This window comes from Streptomyces sp. NL15-2K, assembly GCF_030551255.1.
GTDB lineage: Bacteria > Actinomycetota > Actinomycetes > Streptomycetales > Streptomycetaceae > Streptomyces.
The window spans coordinates 10101793-10121913 of sequence record NZ_CP130630.1 but is presented as its reverse complement, the minus strand read 5'-3'; the positions used below and the strand labels follow the sequence as shown (position 1 = coordinate 10121913).

Genomic DNA, 20121 nt, shown 5'->3' with positions numbered 1-20121 from the left:
GCGCAACCGGCTCGTCTTCCAGCCCCGCTCACCCGCCACCGCAACGGCCCGCTCCACATCCGCCTCAAGCCCCGACACCACCACCGCAGCCGGGCCGTTCACCGCCGCGAGGTCGATCTCCGGGAACGCCTCCCGCACCTCCGCCTCCGAAGCACCCACCGCCAGCATCGCGCCGCCCGCCGGCAACGCCTGCATCAACCGCCCCCGCGCCACGACCAGCGCCGCCGCGTCCGCAATGCTGAGAACCCCGGCCACGTACGCAGCCGTGATCTCTCCAATCGAGTGACCCACCAGCACATCGGCGCGCACACCCCAGTGCGAGAGCAGCGCATGCAACGCCACCTCCACCGCGAAGATCGCCGGCTGCGCATACCCCGTCTGGTCGATCAACCCCTCATCCGACAACACCTCCACCAACGGCCGGTCCAGATGCGCGTCCACATACAACGCCACCTCATCAAACGCATCCGCGAACACCGGGAACACCTCATACAGACCCCGGCCCATCCCCACCCGCTGCGACCCCTGACCCGCAAACAGGAACCCGACCCGACCAGCCCCAGCCACCCCGACCAGACCACCACTCCCGGAGGCCACCGCATCAAGACCAACCGCCAACACGTCCACATCAGATGCCAACACCACTGCCCGATGCGCCAACGCCGGCCGCCGCGCGGCAGCCGCACCCCACGCCCACAGATCACCACCCACGACAGAACGGAACCGCCCTGCCTGCGCCCGCAACGCCTCCTCACTCGCCCCCGACAACACCACCGGAACCACCGGCAACGGTGCCGGACCGGCCACAGGCTCCACCACCGGCGGCTCCTCGATGATGACGTGCGCGTTCGTGCCCGAGACCCCGAACGCCGAGACACCCGCCCGCCGCGGACGCTCCCCCACCTCCCACGCCCGCGCCGACCTCAACAACTCCACACGACCCGCAGACCAATCCACATGCGGCGACACCTCATCCACATGCAACGTCGCAGGCAACACCCCATGCCGCATCGCCAAGACCATCTTGATGATCCCCGCCACACCCGCAGCCGCCTGGGTATGACCGATATTCGACTTCACCGACCCCAGCCACAACGGCCGGTTCCCCGAGCGATCCTGGCCGTAGGTTGCCAGGAGTGCCTGCGCCTCGATCGGGTCACCCAGCGTGGTACCGGTGCCGTGCGCCTCCACCGCATCCACATCCTGCGGGGCCAGCCCCGCAGACGCCAACGCCGCACGAATCACCCGCTGCTGCGACGGACCATTCGGCGCCGTCAACCCATTCGACGCACCATCCTGATTCACCGCCGTACCCCGCACGACGGCAAGAACCTCATGCCCCAACCGCCGGGCATCGGACAACCGCTCGATCAACAGCATGCCAGCGCCCTCGGACCAGCCCGTCCCATCGGCCGCCGCCCCGAAGGACTTGCACCGCCCGTCCGGGGAAAGCCCCCGCTGCCGGGAGAACTCCACGAACACATCCGCGTTCGGCATCACGGTGACACCGCCGACCAGCGCCATCGAACACTCACCCGCCCGCAACGCCTGCACCGCCAGATGCAACGCCACCAACGACGACGAACACGCCGTATCCACCGTCACCGCCGGACCCTCCAGCCCGAACGAGTACGACACCCGCCCCGACAACACCGACGACGCCGTCCCCGTCAGCAGATAGCCCTCAACACCATCGGCCGACTCCCCCGGCCCGTTCCCATACCCCATGAACGAGGCCCCGACAAACACACCCACCGGCTCACCCCGCAAACCCAGCGGATCAACCCCACCCCGCTCCAACGCCTCCCACGACATCTCCAACAACAACCGCTGCTGCGGATCCATCGCCAACGCCTCACGCGGCGAAATCCCGAACAACCCCGCATCAAAATCACCCGCACCATAAAGGAACCCACCCTCACGGGCATAAAACGTCCCCACATGCTCCGGATCCGGATGATAAAGCGCCTCCAAATCCCAACCACGATCCGCCGGAAACGCCCCGATACCGTCCCGGCCAGAAGCGACTAGGTCCCAGTACTCCTCAGGCGTCTCCACCCCACCCGGCAAACGCACCCCCATCCCAACAATCACAACCGGGTCATCATCCACCGAAACAACCGAACCACCCACACCCGCCGAAACAACCTCCCCACCGACCACCTCACTCAGCAAAAACTCAGCAAGCCGACCCGCACTCGGATGATCGAAAACCAGCGTCGCCGGCAGAGCCAAACCAGTCACCGCCCGCAACCGATTCCGCAACTCCACCGCCGTCAACGAATCAAAACCCAAATCCTTGAACGCCCGCCCCGGCACCACCGCCTCCACCGACCCATGACCCAACACCCCAGCCACCTGCCCCCGCACCAACTCGGCGACAAACTGCTCCCGATCGGCAGCGGTCATGCCAGCCAGTCGCTGCGCGAATGCGGACTCCACGGAACCGCCGTGCGGTGCCGGGGTGTCAAGTGCCTGGGCGTCCGGGAGGTCCGCGAAGAACGGCCGGGCCCGCATGGCGGTATAAGCCGGCAGGAAGTCCGCCCACCGTACGTCGGCAACGGTGAGCGCCTCGTCCCCGGACCCGACAGCCAACGCCAGCGCAGTCAGCGCATGCGCCGGGCTCATCGGGGCGAGGCCCCGACGCCGCAGCCGGTCGGCTACCTCGGCCTCGGCCGCCATGCCGACCTCGGCCCACGGCCCCCAGGCAACTGCGGTACCGGACAAGCCGCGGGCGCGGCGCCCGGCGACCACGGCGTCCAACGCCGCGTTCGCCGCCGCGTAGGCGGCCTGCTCAGCGCTGCCCCAAACACCGGCGACCGACGAGAACACCACGAACGCGTCCACGTCGCCGACCAGCGCGTCCAGGTGCAGGGCGCCGTCCACCTTGCCGGACAGCACCCGGTTCAGGTGCGCGGCGTCGGCGTCGATCAGTTCGGCGTCCTCAGCCACGCCGGCGGCGTGCACGACCGCGTCGACCGCACCTATGCGTGCGAGCAGAGCCTCGACGGCAGCACGATCGGACAGATCGCAGGCGTGTGCTTCGGCGTCAGGAAGTTCGGCGAGCAGCGTGGCCGCGCCGGGCGCATCGGGGCCACGTCGGCTGACCAGTACCAGCCGCTCCGCCCCGTTCGCGGCCGCCCACCGCGCGAGCTGGGTGCCGAGCCCTCCGGTGCCACCGCCGATCAGCACGGTGCCGCGCGGACACCAGGTGTCACCGCCGACGACCGGGGCCGCTGCCAGCCGCCGGACCAGGGCACCACCGCTACGGATGGCCACTTGATCCTCCGCGCCAAGAGCGCCTGCCAGCACCGCCCCAAGCCGCGCGACCGCCCGGCCGTCGAGGGTTTCCGGCAGATCGAGCAGGCCGCCCCAGCGGGCCGGGTGTTCGAGGCCGACGACGCGGCCCAGGCCCCACTTCGCTGCCTGTACGACATCCGGCGCACCGTCCGCCCGTCCCACGGACACCGCACCCCGGGTCACCAGCCACAGCGGCGCGCTGCTCTCGACGTCCGCCAGCGCTTGGACCACGGCCAGTACGTCCGCGAGAGCAACAGTGGGGTGCACAAGGATCCCGGCGGACTCCAGCTCGCGCAGACGCACGGCCAGTTCGGCGCGGTCACCGAGGGGCACAGCCACGACCTCGGCACCGATCCCTGTTAGAGCATCGGCGAGCCCCAACGCATCGCTCGTCCCAGACCCGTCGTCGCCGATGAGCGCCCAGGTGCCACGAAGCGCCTGCTCGGCCAGGTCGGTAACCGGCTTCCAACTGACGTGGTAACGCCAGCCATCCAACCGCGAACGCTCCCGCCCCCGCGCCCGCCACGACGACAACGCCGGCAGCACACTCTCCAACGGAGAACTCGGCTCCACACCCAACTCCGCGGCAAGCCCGGCCAGATCACCCCGAGCAACCGTCTCCCAGAACCCCGCATCCACAGGATCGACCACACCGGCCCTCTCCAGACGCGACTCCAGCCAATACCGCTGACGCTGGAACGCATACGTGGGCAACTCCACCGGCTCCACCCCAGTGAACAACTGCGCCCAGTCCACCTCCACCCCGTGGACGTGCAGCGTGGCCAGGGCGGTCAGCGCGGTAGTGGCCTCATCCCGCTCCCGGCGCAGCACGGGGACGGCCACCGCTTCCGGATCCTGGACCAGGGCGGACAGCACACCGTCCGGGCCCAGCTCCACAAACCTGCCGATGCCGTCGAGAGAATCGAGCGCGTCAGCGAATCGGACCGGCTGGCGGACCTGCTCCACCCAGTAACCCGGATCCGACCACTGCCCGGGCTCGACAGGACGGCCGGTCACCGTAGAGACCGCCGGGAGCATCGGCTCAGCAAAACTCAGCGTCTCCACGACCGTGCGGAACTCCGCGAGCATCGGCTCCATCAGACGCGAGTGGAACGCGTGACTGGTGCGCAGCCGGCTCGTCTTCCAGCCCCGCTCACCGGCCAGCGAGGCGACCTGCTCCACTTCTGCTACAAGCCCCGACACCACCACCGCAGCCGGGCCGTTCACCGCCGCGAGGTCGATCTCCGGGAACGCCTCCCGCACCTCCGCCTCCGAAGCACCCACCGCCAGCATCGCGCCGCCCGCCGGCAACGCCTGCATCAACCGCCCCCGCGCCACGACCAGCGCCGCCGCGTCCGCAATGCTGAGAACCCCGGCCACGTACGCAGCCGTGATCTCTCCAATCGAGTGACCCACCAGCACATCGGCGCGCACACCCCAGTGCGAGAGCAGCGCATGCAACGCCACCTCCACCGCGAAGATCGCCGGCTGCGCATACCCCGTCTGGTCGATCAACCCCTCATCCGACAACACCTCCACCAACGGCCGGTCCAGATGCGCGTCCACATACAACGCCACCTCATCAAACGCATCCGCGAACACCGGGAACACCTCATACAGACCCCGGCCCATCCCCACCCGCTGCGACCCCTGACCCGCAAACAGGAACCCGACCCCGCTCACACTCACGGTCCCACGCAGGGTCGCAGCCCCGACGGCAACGCCACGCACTCCGTAGACCAGCGTCTCCCAGTCCCCAGCGAGCACGACGGCCCGATGGGGCAGCGCGGCACGCCGGATCGAGGCCACACCCAGCGCCGCCAAGTGAGCCGTGTCCGCGCCGGGGTAATCAAGCAGCCGCTGCGCCTGGGCGCGCAGCGCCGCCTCGTCGGCTCCGGACAACAGCACCGGAACCACCGGCAACCGCACACCCGGCGTCGCCGCCACGACCGGCTCCACCACCGGCGGCTCCTCGATGATGACGTGCGCGTTCGTGCCCGAGACCCCGAACGCCGAGACACCCGCCCGCCGCGGACGCTCCCCCACCTCCCACGCCCGCGCCGACCTCAACAACTCCACACGACCCGCAGACCAATCCACATGCGGCGACACCTCATCCACATGCAACGTCGCAGGCAACACCCCATGCCGCATCGCCAAGACCATCTTCACAATGCCGGCCACACCCGCAGCCGCCTGAGTATGACCGATATTCGACTTCACCGACCCCAGCCACAACGGCCGCTCCCCCGACCGCCCTTGACCATAAGTCGCCAACAACGCCTGCGCCTCGATCGGATCACCCAGCGTCGTCCCCGTACCATGCGCCTCAACCGCGTCGACGTCCTGGGAGGTCAGGCCGGCGTTGGCGAGCGCGGCCCGGATGACCCGCTGTTGCGACGGGCCGTTCGGCGCCGTCAGCCCGTTCGACGCCCCGTCCTGATTCACCGCCGTACCCCGCACCACCGCCAACACCCGACGCCCCCCAGCCCGCGCCGACGACAACCGCTCCACCAACAGCATCCCCGCGCCCTCGGACCAGCCCGTCCCATCGGCCGCCGCCCCGAAGGACTTGCACCGCCCGTCCGGGGAAAGCCCCCGCTGCCGGGAGAACTCCACGAACACATCCGCGTTCGGCATCACGGTGACACCGCCGACCAGCGCCATCGAACACTCACCCGCCCGCAACGCCTGCACCGCCAGATGCAACGCCACCAACGACGACGAACACGCCGTATCCACCGTCACCGCCGGACCCTCCAGCCCGAACGAGTACGACACCCGCCCCGACAACACCGACGACGCCGTCCCCGTCAGCAGATAGCCCTCAACACCATCGGCCGACTCCCCCGGCCCGTTCCCATACCCCATGAACGAGGCCCCGACAAACACACCCACCGGCTCACCCCGCAAACCCAGCGGATCAACCCCACCCCGCTCCAACGCCTCCCACGACATCTCCAACAACAACCGCTGCTGCGGATCCATCGCCAACGCCTCACGCGGCGAAATCCCGAACAACCCCGCATCAAAATCACCCGCACCATAAAGGAACCCACCCTCACGGGCATAAAACGTCCCCACATGCTCCGGATCCGGATGATAAAGCGCCTCCAAATCCCAACCACGATCCGCCGGAAACGCCCCGATACCGTCCCGGCCAGAAGCGACTAGGTCCCAGTACTCCTCAGGCGTCTCCACCCCACCCGGCAAACGCACCCCCATCCCAACAATCACAACCGGGTCATCATCCACCGAAACAACCGAACCACCCACACCCGCCGAAACAACCTCCCCACCGACCACCTCACTCAGCAAAAACTCAGCAAGCCGACCCGCACTCGGATGATCGAAAACCAGCGTCGCCGGCAGAGCCAAACCAGTCACCGCCCGCAACCGATTCCGCAACTCCACCGCCGTCAACGAATCAAAACCCAAATCCTTGAACGCCCGCCCCGGCTCCACCACCTCGGCGGAAGCATGCCCCAGCACCGCGGCAACCTCAACCCGCACCAACTCCAGCACACTCCGCCGCCGCTCCACCCCAGACAGCGGCGCCAACCGACCGGCAAGACCGGTTTCCGGCTGTGTGGAGTCGGCCGCGGCAGGGGCAAGCCGGGCGAACAGCGGGCGCTCGCGGGTGGCGGTGAACAGCGGCAGGAACTCCGCCCACCGTACGTCCGCGACCGTAAGCGCCTCATCCCCGCAACCAACAGCCACCGCCAACGCCGCCAACGCACGACCCGGAGCCATCGGAGTCAGTCCACGACGCCGCAACTGACTGGCCACCGCACTGTCAGCAGCCATGCCGACCTCAGCCCACGGACCCCACGCCACAGCCGTACCCGACAACCCCACCGCACGACGCCGCGCAACCAAAGCATCCAACGCCGCATTCGCAGCCCCATAAGCCGCCTGCTCACCACTGCCCCACACACCCGAAATCGACGAGAACACCACAAAGGCATCCACGTCACCCACCAACTCATCCAGATGCAAAGCCCCATCAACCTTGCCACGCACCACACGCTCCAAATGCGCCTGGTCCGCATCCCGCAACGCGACATCCTCACCCACACCGGCCGCATGCACCACCGCATCGACCTCACCCACCGCAGCCAGCAAAGCCTCCACAGCCACCCGGTCAGCCATGTCACACGCATGCACCTCCGCATGCGGCAACTCGGCAAGCAACTCGTCAACATCCGGCGCCTCCGGCCCACGCCGTGACACCAGCACCAACCGCTCAGCACCGTTGACCGCAGCCCAACGGGCCACCTCAGCCCCCAGACCACCCGTCCCACCAGTGATCAACACCGTCCCACGCGGCCGCCACACCGTTACAGCGCCGGACGGCGCGTGCGCGAGGCGCCGCACCAGAACCCCACCACCGCGTACAGCGACCTGATCCTCCGCCCCCAGCCCCCCGGCCAGCACCGCCCCGACCCGCACCGCAGCCCGCTGGTCCAACTCAGCCGGCAGATCCAGCAACCCACCCCACAACTCCGGATGCTCCAACCCCACCGCACGCCCAAAGCCCCAGAGTTGTGCCTGCCGTACATCCACCGCGCCATCCGCCCGGCCCGTGGCCACCGCACCCCGCGTCACCAACCACAACCGAGCCCGGCACCCCACCTCCACCAATGCCTGAACCAACCCGAGCGCATCAGCCAGAGATGTCGGCGATGCGACGAGGCCTGCGACGTCGAGCCCCTCCAACTGCTCCCGGCCGGTCACCGACAGCACCGACGCACCCAGCCCCGCCAGCACCTCGCCGACGCCGTAGACGTCCTCACCAATAACAGCCCACACGCCGGCGAGCCGGGCCTCGGCCGGAGCGGTCGCCGGCTCCCAGTCGACCCGGTACCGCCAGCCGTCGACCAACGAACGCTCCCGACCCCGCGCCCGCCAAGACGCCAACGCCGGTATCAAACCCTCGAGCGCAGTGGTCGCGACTCCCAGTTGCTCGGCCAACGCCGGCAAGTCGCCGCGTTCAACGGTGCTCCAGAAATCGGCGTCTTCGCGATCCGACTCCGAAGCCCGGCCGACAGGTACCTCATCCGGCCAGTACCGCTGGCGCTGGAACGCGTACGTCGGCAACTCGACCGGTTCAACCCCGGCGAACAACTGCGTCCAATCGACCGTTACGCCGTGGACGTGCAGGGTGGCCAGAGCGGTCAGCGCGGTAGTGGCCTCATCCCGCTCCCGGCGCAGCAACGACACCGCCACCGCTTCCGGATCCTGCACCAACGCGGACAGCACACCGTCCGGGCCCAGCTCCACAAACCTGCCCATGCCGTCGAGAGAATCGAGCGCGTCAGCAAACCGGACCGGCTGGCGGACCTGCTCCACCCAGTAACCCGGATCCGACCACTGCCCGGGCTCGACAGGGCGACCGGTCACCGTAGAGACCGCCGGGAGCATCGGCTCAGCAAAACTCAGCGTCTCCACGACCGCGCGGAACTCCGCGAGCATCGGCTCCATCAGACGCGAGTGGAAGGCATGACTGGTGCGCAACCGGCTCGCCTTCCACCCCCGCTCACCCGCCACCGCAACGGCCCGCTCCACATCCGCCTCAAGCCCCGACACCACCACCGCAGCCGGGCCGTTCACCGCCGCGATATCCAGGTCCGGGAACGCCTCCCGCACCTCCGCCTCCGAAGCACCCACCGCCAACATCGCCCCACCGGACGGCAACGCCTGCATCAACCGCCCCCGCGCCACGACCAACGCCGCCGCATCCGCCAGCGACAACACACCCGCCCCATACGCCGCCGCAATCTCACCGACCGAATGCCCAACCATCACATCCGGCACCACACCCCAATGCACCAACAACGCATGCAACGCCACCTCCACCGCGAAGATCGCAGGCTGCGCATACCCCGTCTGGTCGATCAACCCCTCATCGCAGAGCACCTCCGCCAACGGCCGGTCCAGATGCGCGTCCACATACAACGCCACCTCATCAAACGCATCCGCGAACACCGGGAACACCTCATACAGACCCCGGCCCATCCCCACCCGCTGCGACCCCTGACCCGCAAACAGGAACCCGACCCGACCAGACCCAGCCACCCCGACCAGACCACCACTCCCGGAGGCCACCGCATCAAGACCAACCGCCAACACGTCCACATCAGATGCCAACACCACTGCCCGATGCGCCAACGCCGGCCGCCGCGCGGCAGCCGCACCCCACGCCCACAGATCACCACCCACGACAGAACGGAACCGCCCTGCCTGCGCCCGCAACGCCTCCTCACTCGCCCCCGACAACACCACCGGAACCACCGGCAACCGTGCCGGACCGGCCACCACCTCCTCGGCCGGCGGCTCCTCAAGGATGACGTGCGCATTCGTACCGCTCATGCCGAACGCCGAGACACCCGCCCGCCGCGGACGCTCCCCCACCTCCCACGCCCGCGCCGACCTCAACAACTCCACACGACCCGCAGACCAATCCACATGCGGCGACACCTCATCCACATGCAACGTCGCAGGCAACACCCCATGCCGCATCGCCAAGACCATCTTGATGATCCCCGCCACACCCGCAGCCGCCTGGGTGTGACCGATGTTCGACTTCACCGACCCCAGCCACAACGGCCGGTTCCCCGAGCGATCCTGGCCGTAGGTTGCCAGGAGTGCCTGCGCCTCGATCGGGTCACCCAGCGTGGTACCGGTGCCGTGCGCCTCCACCGCATCCACATCCTGCGGGGCCAGCCCCGCAGACGCCAACGCCGCACGAATCACCCGCTGCTGCGACGGACCATTCGGCGCCGTCAACCCATTCGACGCACCATCCTGATTCACCGCCGTACCCCGCACCACCGCCAACACCCGACGCCCCGCCGCCCGCGCCGACGACAACCGCTCCACCAACAGCATCCCCGCGCCCTCGGACCAGCCCGTCCCATCGGCCGCCGCCGCGAACGGCTTGCACCGGCCGTCGGCGGCAAGCCCCCGCTGGCGGGAGAACTGAACGAAGGTCTCCGGCCCCGACATCACGGCCACACCGCCGACCAGGGCCATCGAGCACTCACCCGACCGCAGTGCCTGCACCGCCAGATGCAACGCCACCAACGACGACGAACACGCCGTATCCACCGTCACCGCCGGACCCTCCAGCCCGAAGGTGTACGAGATCCGCCCGGAGACAACGCTGCCGGCGGTCCCGGTCAGGAGATGCCCTTCCAGCCCCTCCGGGAGTCCGTCGGCGCGGCTGGCGTAATCAAGGCTGTTCGTGCCGGCGAATACGCCGACCTGCTCGCCCCGCAACGACAGCGGATCTATCCCCGCCCGCTCGAACGCCTCCCATGACGTCTCCAACAACAACCGCTGCTGCGGATCCATCGCCAACGCCTCACGCGGCGAAATCCCGAACAATCCCGCATCGAACTCCGCCACGTCATACAGAAAACCCCCCTCCCGCACATACGACGTCCCCGCATGATCCGGATCCGGGTGATACAACCCCTCCAAATCCCAACCCCGATCCACCGGAAAACCACCCACCGCATCCGAACCAGAAACCACCAAACCCCACAACCCATCCGGCGAATCCACACCCCCCGGAAAACGACAGCCCATACCCACAATCACAACCGGATCATCACCACCAGCAACAACACCCCCCGCAACACCATCCACCCCCGCCACCACCTCAACCGAACCACTCAACTCCCCAACAAGAAAACCAGCCAACCGCTCCACACTCGGATAATCAAAAACCAGCGTCGCCGACAACACCAAACCAGTCACCGCCTGCAACCGATTCCGCAACTCCACCGCCGTCAACGAATCAAAACCCAACTCCTTGAACGCCCGCCCCGGCACCACTGCCTCCACCGACCCATGACCCAACACCCCAGCCACCTGCGCCCGCACCAAATCCCCCACAAACCGCTCCCGCTCCCCCACCCCCAAACCAGCCAACCGCTGCCCCAAAACCGAAAACACCGCCCCCCCAACAACCGGCACCCCAGCCTCTGCCACCTCCTCGAACAACGGACGCGCACCCACCACAGCAAACAAGGAAACAAACTCCGACCACCGAACATCCGCAACCGCCAGCACACCCTCCCCACCACCCACCACACCAGCAAGCGCAGCCACCGCCCGCTGGGGGTCCAGCGGCACCAGACCGCGGCGCCGCAACTTGGTCGCGACCGCGCTGTCGGCGGCCATGCCGACCTCAGCCCACGGCCCCCACGCCACAGCCGTACCCGACAACCCCAGTGCACGACGCCGCGCGACCAAAGCATCCAACGCGGCATTCGCAGCCCCATAAGCCGCCTGCTCCGCACTCCCCCACACACCCGAAATCGACGAGAACACCACAAAGGCATCCACGTCACCGACCAACTCGTCCAGAAGCAGAGCCCCATCAACCTTGCCGGAGATCACACGGCGCAAATGCGCCGCGTCGGCTTCGGCCAGGGCCGCGTCCTCGCCGACGCCGGCCGCGTGCACCACCGCGTCGACCCCACCCACCGCGGCCAGCAAAGCTTCCACAGCCGCCCGGTCCGCCATGTCACACGCATGAACCTCCGCGCACGGCAGCTCGGCCAGCAACTCACCAGCCCCCGGCGCCCCCACACCACGCCGCGAAACCAGCACCAACCGCTCAGCACCACTGGCCGCAGCCCAGCGGGCCACCTCAGCACCCAGACCACCCGTACCCCCAGTGATCAACACCGTGCCACACGGCCGCCACACCTCACCCCGCGAAGCCGGAGCATGCACCAGACGCCGCACCAGAACACCACCACCGCGTACAGCGACCTGATCCTCCGCCCCCAACGCCCCCGCCAGCACCGCCCCGACCCGCACCGCCGCACGCCCATCAACCACCGACGGCAGATCCAGCAACCCACCCCACAACTCCGGATACTCCAACCCCACCACCCGGCCAAAACCCCACAACGCAGCCTGACCGACATCCACCACACCATCAGCACGCCCCGAAACCACCGCACCCCGCGTCACCAACCACAACCGAGCCCGGCACCCCACCTCCACCAACCCCTGAACCAGCGCCAGCGCGTCCTCCACCGACGCCGGGGACGCCACCACACCGGAGGCGTCGATCCCCGCGAGTCGGGCAGCCAGCTCCGCCCGGGTACCGGCTGGGACCTGGGTCACCGACGCGCCGAGCCCGCTGAGCACCGCGCTCAGCCCGAAGTGGTCGTCACCGACCAGGACCCATCGTCCGGTCAACTCGGCGTTCGGCAGGTCGGTGGGCTTCCAGGTGATCCGGTAGCGCCAGCCGTCGATCAGCGATCGCTCGCGGCCACCAGCCCGCCAGGACGCGAGCGCGGGCAGCAGGTTTTCCAGCGACTCGGTCGGCACACCGAGCTGCGCGGCCAGGCCATGCAGGTCACCCTGCTCCACCGACGCCCAGAACTCGGCGTCGACCGGGTCGGCGGCGGACTCCGTCGCCCGCGTCTCCAGCCAGAACCGCTCACGCTGGAACGCATAGGTCGGCAGAGTCACCGGCTGGGCGCCGGTTCCTGCGTACACGGCCGCCCAGTCGACCGCTACGCCATGAACGTGCAGGGTGGCCAGAGCAGTCAGCGCCGTCGTGACCTCGTCCCGCTCCCGGCGCAGCAACGGCACCGCCACCGCCTGCGAATCCTGCACCAGCGCGGACAGCACACCGTCCGGGCCCAACTCGACAAACCGCCCGATGCCCTCCAGCGAACCAAGCGCGTCAGCAAACCGCACGGGCCGACGAACCTGCTCCACCCAGTAACCCGGATCCGACCACTGCCCCGACTCCACCGGCCGCCCCGTCACCGTCGACACCACCGCGACCGACGGCTCGGCAAAACTCAGTCCCTCCACCACCGCCCGGAACTCATCGAGCATCGGCTCCATCAGCCGCGAGTGGAAAGCGTGACTCGTCCGCAGCCGGGAGGACTTCCAGCCCCGCTCGGCCGCCCCCGCCGCCGCCCGCACGACCTCGCTCTCGGCCCCTGAAACCACCACCGCAGCAGGCCCGTTCACCGCCGCGAGGTCGACATCCGAGAACGCCTCCCGCACCTCCGCCTCCGAAGCACCCACCGCCAACATCGCCCCACCGGACGGCAACGCCTGCATCAACCGCCCCCGCGCCACCACCAACGCCGCCGCATCCGCCAGCGACAACACACCCGCCCCATACGCCGCCGCAATCTCACCGACCGAATGCCCAACCATCACATCCGGCACCACACCCCAATGCACCAACAACGCATGCAACGCCACCTCAACCGCGAAGATCGCCGGCTGCGCATACCCCGTCTGGTCGATCAACCCCTCATCCGACAACACCTCCGCCAACGGCCGGTCCAGATGCGCGTCCACATACAACGCCACCTCATCAAACGCATCCGCGAACACCGGGAACACCTCATACAGACCCCGGCCCATCGCCACCCGCTGCGACCCCTGACCCGCAAACAGGAACCCGACCCGACCAGCCCCAGCCACCCCACATACAGCCCCAGCCCCGCCTCCGATACCTGAGGCCACCCCATCCAGCCCAGCCGCCAACGCCTGCCCATCACCCGCCAACACCACCGCCCGATGCGCCAACCCTCCACGACGCACCGACGCGAACCCCACACCGAGCAAATCCGCGTCCGCCACCGCACGCAGCCGCCCTGCCTGCGCCCGCAGCGCCGCCTCGCTCGCGCCCGACAACACCACCGGAACCACCGGCAACCGCACACCCGTCGTCGCCGCCACGACCGGCTCCACCACCGGCGGCTCTTCCAAAATCGCGTGCGCATTCGTGCCGCTCATGCCGAACGACGAGACACCCGCCCGCCGCGGACGCTCCCCCACCTCCCACGCCCGCGCCGACCTCAACAACTCCACACGACCCGCAGACCAATCCACATGCGGCGACACCTCATCCACATGCAACGTCGCAGGCAACACCCCATGCCGCATCGCCAAGACCATCTTGATGATCCCCGCCACACCCGCAGCCGCCTGGGTGTGACCGATGTTCGACTTCACCGACCCCAGCCACAACGGCCGCTCCCCCGACCGCTCCTGACCATAAGTCGCCAACAACGCCTGCGCCTCGATCGGATCACCCAGCGTCGTCCCCGTACCATGCGCCTCCACCGCATCCACATCCTGCGGGGCCAGCCCCGCAGACGCCAACGCCGCACGAATCACCCGCTGCTGCGACGGACCATTCGGCGCCGTCAACCCATTCGACGCCCCGTCCTGGTTGACCGCCGTACCCCGCACCACCGCCAACACCCGACGCCCCCCAGCCCGCGCCGACGACAACCGCTCCACCAACAGCATCCCCGCGCCCTCGGACCAGCCCGTCCCATCGGCCGCCGCCGCGAACGGCTTGCACCGGCCGTCGGCGGCAAGCCCCCGCTGGCGGGAGAAGTCCAGGAACGCGTCCGGGGTGGCCATGACGGTGACTCCGCCGACCAGGGCCATCGAGCACTCACCGGCGCGCAACGCCTGCACCGCCAGGTGCAACGCCACCAACGACGACGAACACGCCGTATCCACCGTGACGGCCGGGCCCTCCAGCCCGAAGGTGTACGAGATCCGCCCGGAGACAACGCTGCCGGCGGTCCCGGTGCCCAGGTATCCCTCGAGGTCGGTGGGGACGTCGTACCGCTGGGCGGCGTAGTCCTGCCCGTTGGAGCCCGCGAATACGCCGACCTGCTCGCCCCGCAACGACAGGGGATCTATCCCCGCCCGCTCGAACGCCTCCCACGACGTCTCCAACAACAACCGCTGCTGCGGATCCATCGCCAACGCCTCACGCGGCGAAATCCCGAACAATCCCGCATCGAACTCCGCCACGTCATACAGAAAACCCCCCTCCCGCACATACGACGTCCCCGCATGATCCGGATCCGGGTGATACAACCCCTCCAAATCCCAACCCCGATCCACCGGAAAACCACCCACCGCATCCGAACCAGAAACCACCAAACCCCACAACCCATCCGGCGAATCCACACCCCCCGGAAAACGACAGCCCATACCCACAATCACAACCGGATCATCACCACCAGCAACAACACCCCCCGCAACACCATCCACCCCCGCCACCACCTCAACCGAACCACTCAACTCCCCAACAAGAAAACCAGCCAACCGCTCCACACTCGGATAATCAAAAACCAGCGTCGCCGACAACACCAAACCAGTCACCGCCTGCAACCGATTCCGCAACTCCACCGCCGTCAACGAATCAAAACCCAACTCCTTGAACGCCCGCCCCGGCACCACTGCCTCCACCGACCCATGACCCAACACCCCAGCCACCTGCGCCCGCACCAAATCCCCCACAAACCGCTCCCGCTCCCCCACCCCCAAACCAGCCAACCGCTGCCCCAAAACCGAAAACACCGCCCCCCCAACAACCGGCACCCCAGCCTCTGCCACCTCCTCGAACAACGGACGCGCACCCACCACAGCAAACAAGGAAACAAACTCCGACCACCGAACATCCGCAACCGCCAGCACACCCTCCCCACCACCCACCACACCAGCAAGCGCAGCCACCGCCTGGGCAGGCGGCAGCGGGAGAAGGCCCTGGCGCCGCAGGAGTTCGGTCTCGCCCTGGTCGGCGGCCATCCCGACTCGCGCCCACGGACCCCAGGCGATCGCAGTGCCGGGCCGGCCGACCGCGCGGCGGCGTTCGACGAAAGCGTCCAGGGCGGCGTTCGCGGCGGCGTAGGCGGCCTGGCCGCGGCTGCCCCACACTCCCGAGATCGACGAGAACACCACAAAGGCATCCACGTCACCGACCAACTCGTCCAGAAGCAGAGCCCCATCAACCTTGCCGGAGATCACACGGCGCAAATGCGCCGCGTCGGCTTCGGCCAGGGCCGCGTCCTCGCCGACGCCGGCCGCGTGCACCACCGCGTCGACCCCACCCACCGCGGCCAGCAAAGCTTCCACAGCCGCCCGGTCCGCCATGTCACACGCATGAACCTCCGCGCACGGCAGCTCGGCCAGCAACTCACCAGCCCCCGGCGCCCCCACACCACGCCGCGACACCAACACCAACCGCTCAGCACCACTGGCCGCAGCCCAACGGGCCACCTCAGCACCCAGACCACCCGTACCCCCAGTGATCAACACCGTCCCACGCGGCCGCCACACCTCACCCCGCGAAGCCGGAGCACGCACCAGACGCCGCACCAGAACACCACCACCGCGTACAGCGACCTGATCCTCCGCCCCCAACGCCCCCGCCAGCACCGCCCCGACCCGCACCGCCGCACGCCCATCAACCACCGACGGCAGATCCAGCAACCCACCCCACAACTCCGGATACTCCAACCCCACCACCCGGCCAAAACCCCACAACGCAGCCTGACCGACATCCACCACACCATCAGCACGCCCCGAAACCACCGCACCCCGCGTCACCAACCACAACCGAGCCCGGCACCCCACCTCCACCAACCCCTGAACCAGCGCCAGCGCGTCCTCCACCGACGCCGGGGACGCCACCACACCGGCAAGGTCCCGTTCCGCCGTCGCCGCCGCGTCGGACATCCGTACGACCGACGCCCCTTGGCCCGACAGCATGTCGCCGAGGCTGTGGACGTCCTCGCCCACCAGCGCCCACGTCCCGGTGAGGCCGGCCTTTCCGGGGTCGGTCGCCGGTCGCCACGTGACCCGGTAGCGCCAGCCGTCGATCAGGGAGCGCTCCCGGCCCCGGGCCCGCCAGGTCGTCAGCGCCGGCAGCACGCCGGCCACGGCCTCGGTGCCGACCCCCAACTCCGCGGCGAGCGCGGGCAGGTCACCGCGGTCGACCGCGGCCCAGAAGCTCGCGTCGCCCGGGTCGGTGGCGCCGGAGCGCGCCGGAGCGTTCTCCAGCCAGAAGCGCTGTCGCTGGAAGGCGTAGGTCGGCAGATCCACCACGCGGGCGTGAGGGAAGAGGGCCGGCCAGTTCACCGCCGCGCCGTGGACATGGAGTGCGGCCAGTGCGGCGGCGGCGGTGGCCGCTTCGTCGCGGTCGCGCCGCAGCAGCGGCACGCAGACCGCGTCGGGGGCCGCCTGCCGGATCAGTGCGGTCAGTACGGCGTCCGGCCCCAACTCCACGAATCGGCCGACGCCCTCCAGTGAACCGAGCGCGTCAGCGAATCGCACCGGCCGGCGTACCTGCTCGACCCAGTACTCCGGATCCGACCACTGCCCCGACTCCACCGGCCGGCCGGTCACCGTCGATACGACCGGCAGTTTCGGTTCGCGGAAGGTCAGGAAGCGCAGCACGCGGCGGAACTCGTCGAGCATGGGCTCCATCAGCCGCGAGTGGAAAGCGTGACTCGTCCGCAGCCGGGAGGACTTCCAGCCCCGCTCGGCCGCCCCCGCCACCACCCGCACGACCTCACTCTCGGCCCCTGAAACCACCACCGCAGCAGGCCCGTTCACCGCCGCGAGGTCGACATCCGAGAACGCCTCCCGCACCTCCGCCTCCGACGCACCCACCGCCAACATCGCCCCACCGGACGGCAACGCCTGCATCAACCGGCCGCGTGCGCCGACCAGGGCAGCTGCGTCCGGCAGCGACAGCACTCCGGCGGCGTGGGCGGCCGCGATCTCGCCGATCGAGTGGCCGACAAGGACGTCGGGGGTAAGCCCCCAGTGCCGTACCAGTGCGAGCAGGGCCACTTCCACCGCGAAGATCGCCGGCTGTGCGTACTCAGTGCGGTTGAGCAGTTCCTCGTCGGCCAGGGCCTCGGCGAGCGGTCGGCCGAGTTGCAGGTCGAGGTACCAGGCCGCTTCGTCGAAGGCGGCGGCGAACACGGGCTGGGTTGCGTGCAGTTCGCGGCCCATCGCCAGTCGCTGTGAGCCCTGGCCGGTGAACAGGAAGGCGGTCCGGCCGGGGACCGTGGTTCCGGTGACGGCCTGCGCGGAGGGGTCACCGGCGGCGAGCGCGGCGAGGCCCTGCTCCACCTGTTCGCGGTCGGCTCCGAGTACAACGGCGCGGTGGGCGAAGTGGGTGCGCGTGGTGGCCAGGGAGAAGCCGAGGTCCGCCAGGTCGGTGTCGGGCTCGTCCAGCCGGGCCAGCAGGTTCGCCGCCTGTCCGGCGAGTGCCTCCGGTGTACGTCCGGATACGGGGAGCGCGAACACGCCGGCTGTCCGCGCGCCCGGCTCTGGACGTGCCGCGGTGGGCGCCGCTTCCTGGGTCTGCGGGGCTTCGAGGATGAGGTGGGCGTTGGTGCCGCTCATGCCGAACGAGGAGACCGCCACCCGCCGCGGCCGGTCGGTCTCGGGCCACGGCTGGGCCTCGGTGAGCAGCCGTACGGTGCCCGTGCTCCAGTCGACGTGCGGCGTGGGCTCGTCCACGTGCAGGGTCTTCGGGAGCGTGCCGTGGTGGAGGGCCTGCACCATCTTGATGACGCCGCCGACTCCGGCCGCGGCCTGGGCGTGGCCGATGTTCGACTTCAGTGAGCCGATCCAGAGCGGGGCGCCGGTGCGATCGCGGCCGTAGGTGGAGAGCAGGGCCTGGGCCTCGATGGGGTCGCCGAGCGTGGTGCCGGTGCCGTGCGCCTCTACGGCGTCGACGTCCGCCGCTTCCAGGCGCGCGTTGGCGAGGGCCTGCTGGATCACGCGCTGCTGCGACGGGCCGTTCGGTGCGGTCAGGCCGTTGGACGCGCCGTCCTGGTTGACGGCGGAGCCACGGATCACGGCGAGGACGGGCCGGCCGGCGGCCTGCGCCGAGGAGAGCCGCTCGACCAGCAGCATGCCGACGCCTTCGGCCCAGGCCGTGCCGTCGGCGGCGGCCGCGAACGGCTTGCAGCGGCCGTCGGCGGCAAGCCCGCGCTGCCGGGAGAACGCCACGAAGGACGCCGGGCTGGCCATCACCGCGGCGCCACCTGCCAGCGCCATGGAGCACTCGCCCTGCCGCAGCGCCTGCGCGGCCAGGTGCAGCGCGACCAGCGAGGACGAGCAGGCCGTGTCGACGGTGAGGGCGGGGCCCTGCAGGCCGAGGGTGTACGAGACGCGGCCGGAGGCGACGCTCGCCGCGTTGCCGGTGATGAGGTAGCCCTCCAGGCTGTCGGCGTCCTGCAGCCGGGGCCCGTACTCCTGGGTCTCCGCGCCGACGAAGACGCCGACGCGCTGCTCACGCAGCGTCTCCGGCGGGATGCCGGCCCGCTCCAGCGCCTCCCAGGAGGTTTCCAGGACGAGGCGCTGCTGGGCGTCCATGGCCAGGGCTTCGCGCGGGTTGATCCCGAAGAAGTCGGCGTCGAACTCGGCCGCGTCGTAGAGGAATCCGCCGTGCCGGGTGTAGCTGGTGCCCGACTGGTCGGGGTCGGTCGAGTAGAGCGCGTCGAGGTCCCAGCCCCGGTCGGTCGGGAACTCCCCGACCGCGTCGGCCTCGGACTCCACGAGGCGCCAGAGCCCCTCGGCCGACCGGGCGCCGCCGGGGAAGCGGCAGGCCATGCCTACGATCGCGATCGGCTCGTCGACGTGACTGGTGGCGGCGTCGACGTCGACCCGTTCCGGGGCGAGGTCGAGCAGTTCGGCGTAGAGGTGGCGGGCGAGCGCGGCCGGCGTCGGGTGGTCGAAGGCCAGCGTCACCGGGAGCGCCAGACCGGTGGCGGCGGTGAGCCGGCTGTGCAGTTCCACCGCGGTCAGCGAGTCGAAGCCGGTCTCGAAGAACGTGCCGTCGGCCGCGACCGGTTCGTCGGCGGGGCGGCGCAGCGCGGCCGCGGCGAGTTCGGTCACCAGGCCGGTGAGCAGGTGCTGCCCTTCCGGTGCCGACAGGTCTGCTAGGCGCCGCCGCAGCTCCGCCCCTGCCGCGGTGCCTGCTCCGTCGCCGGTCGGCAC

1 protein-coding gene (only partly in view) is annotated in these 20121 nt (G+C 69.4%); it reads right to left on the bottom strand.

The features are described from left to right. Positions 1 to 20121 carry the 5' end (the start) of a type I polyketide synthase gene (locus Q4V64_RS44510; RefSeq protein WP_303714365.1) on the bottom strand. 20796 nt of this gene lie to the left of the window's left edge, so 20121 of the gene's 40917 nt are visible here — the first part of the coding sequence; it begins with the start codon at positions 20119 to 20121; its stop codon lies beyond the left edge, outside the window.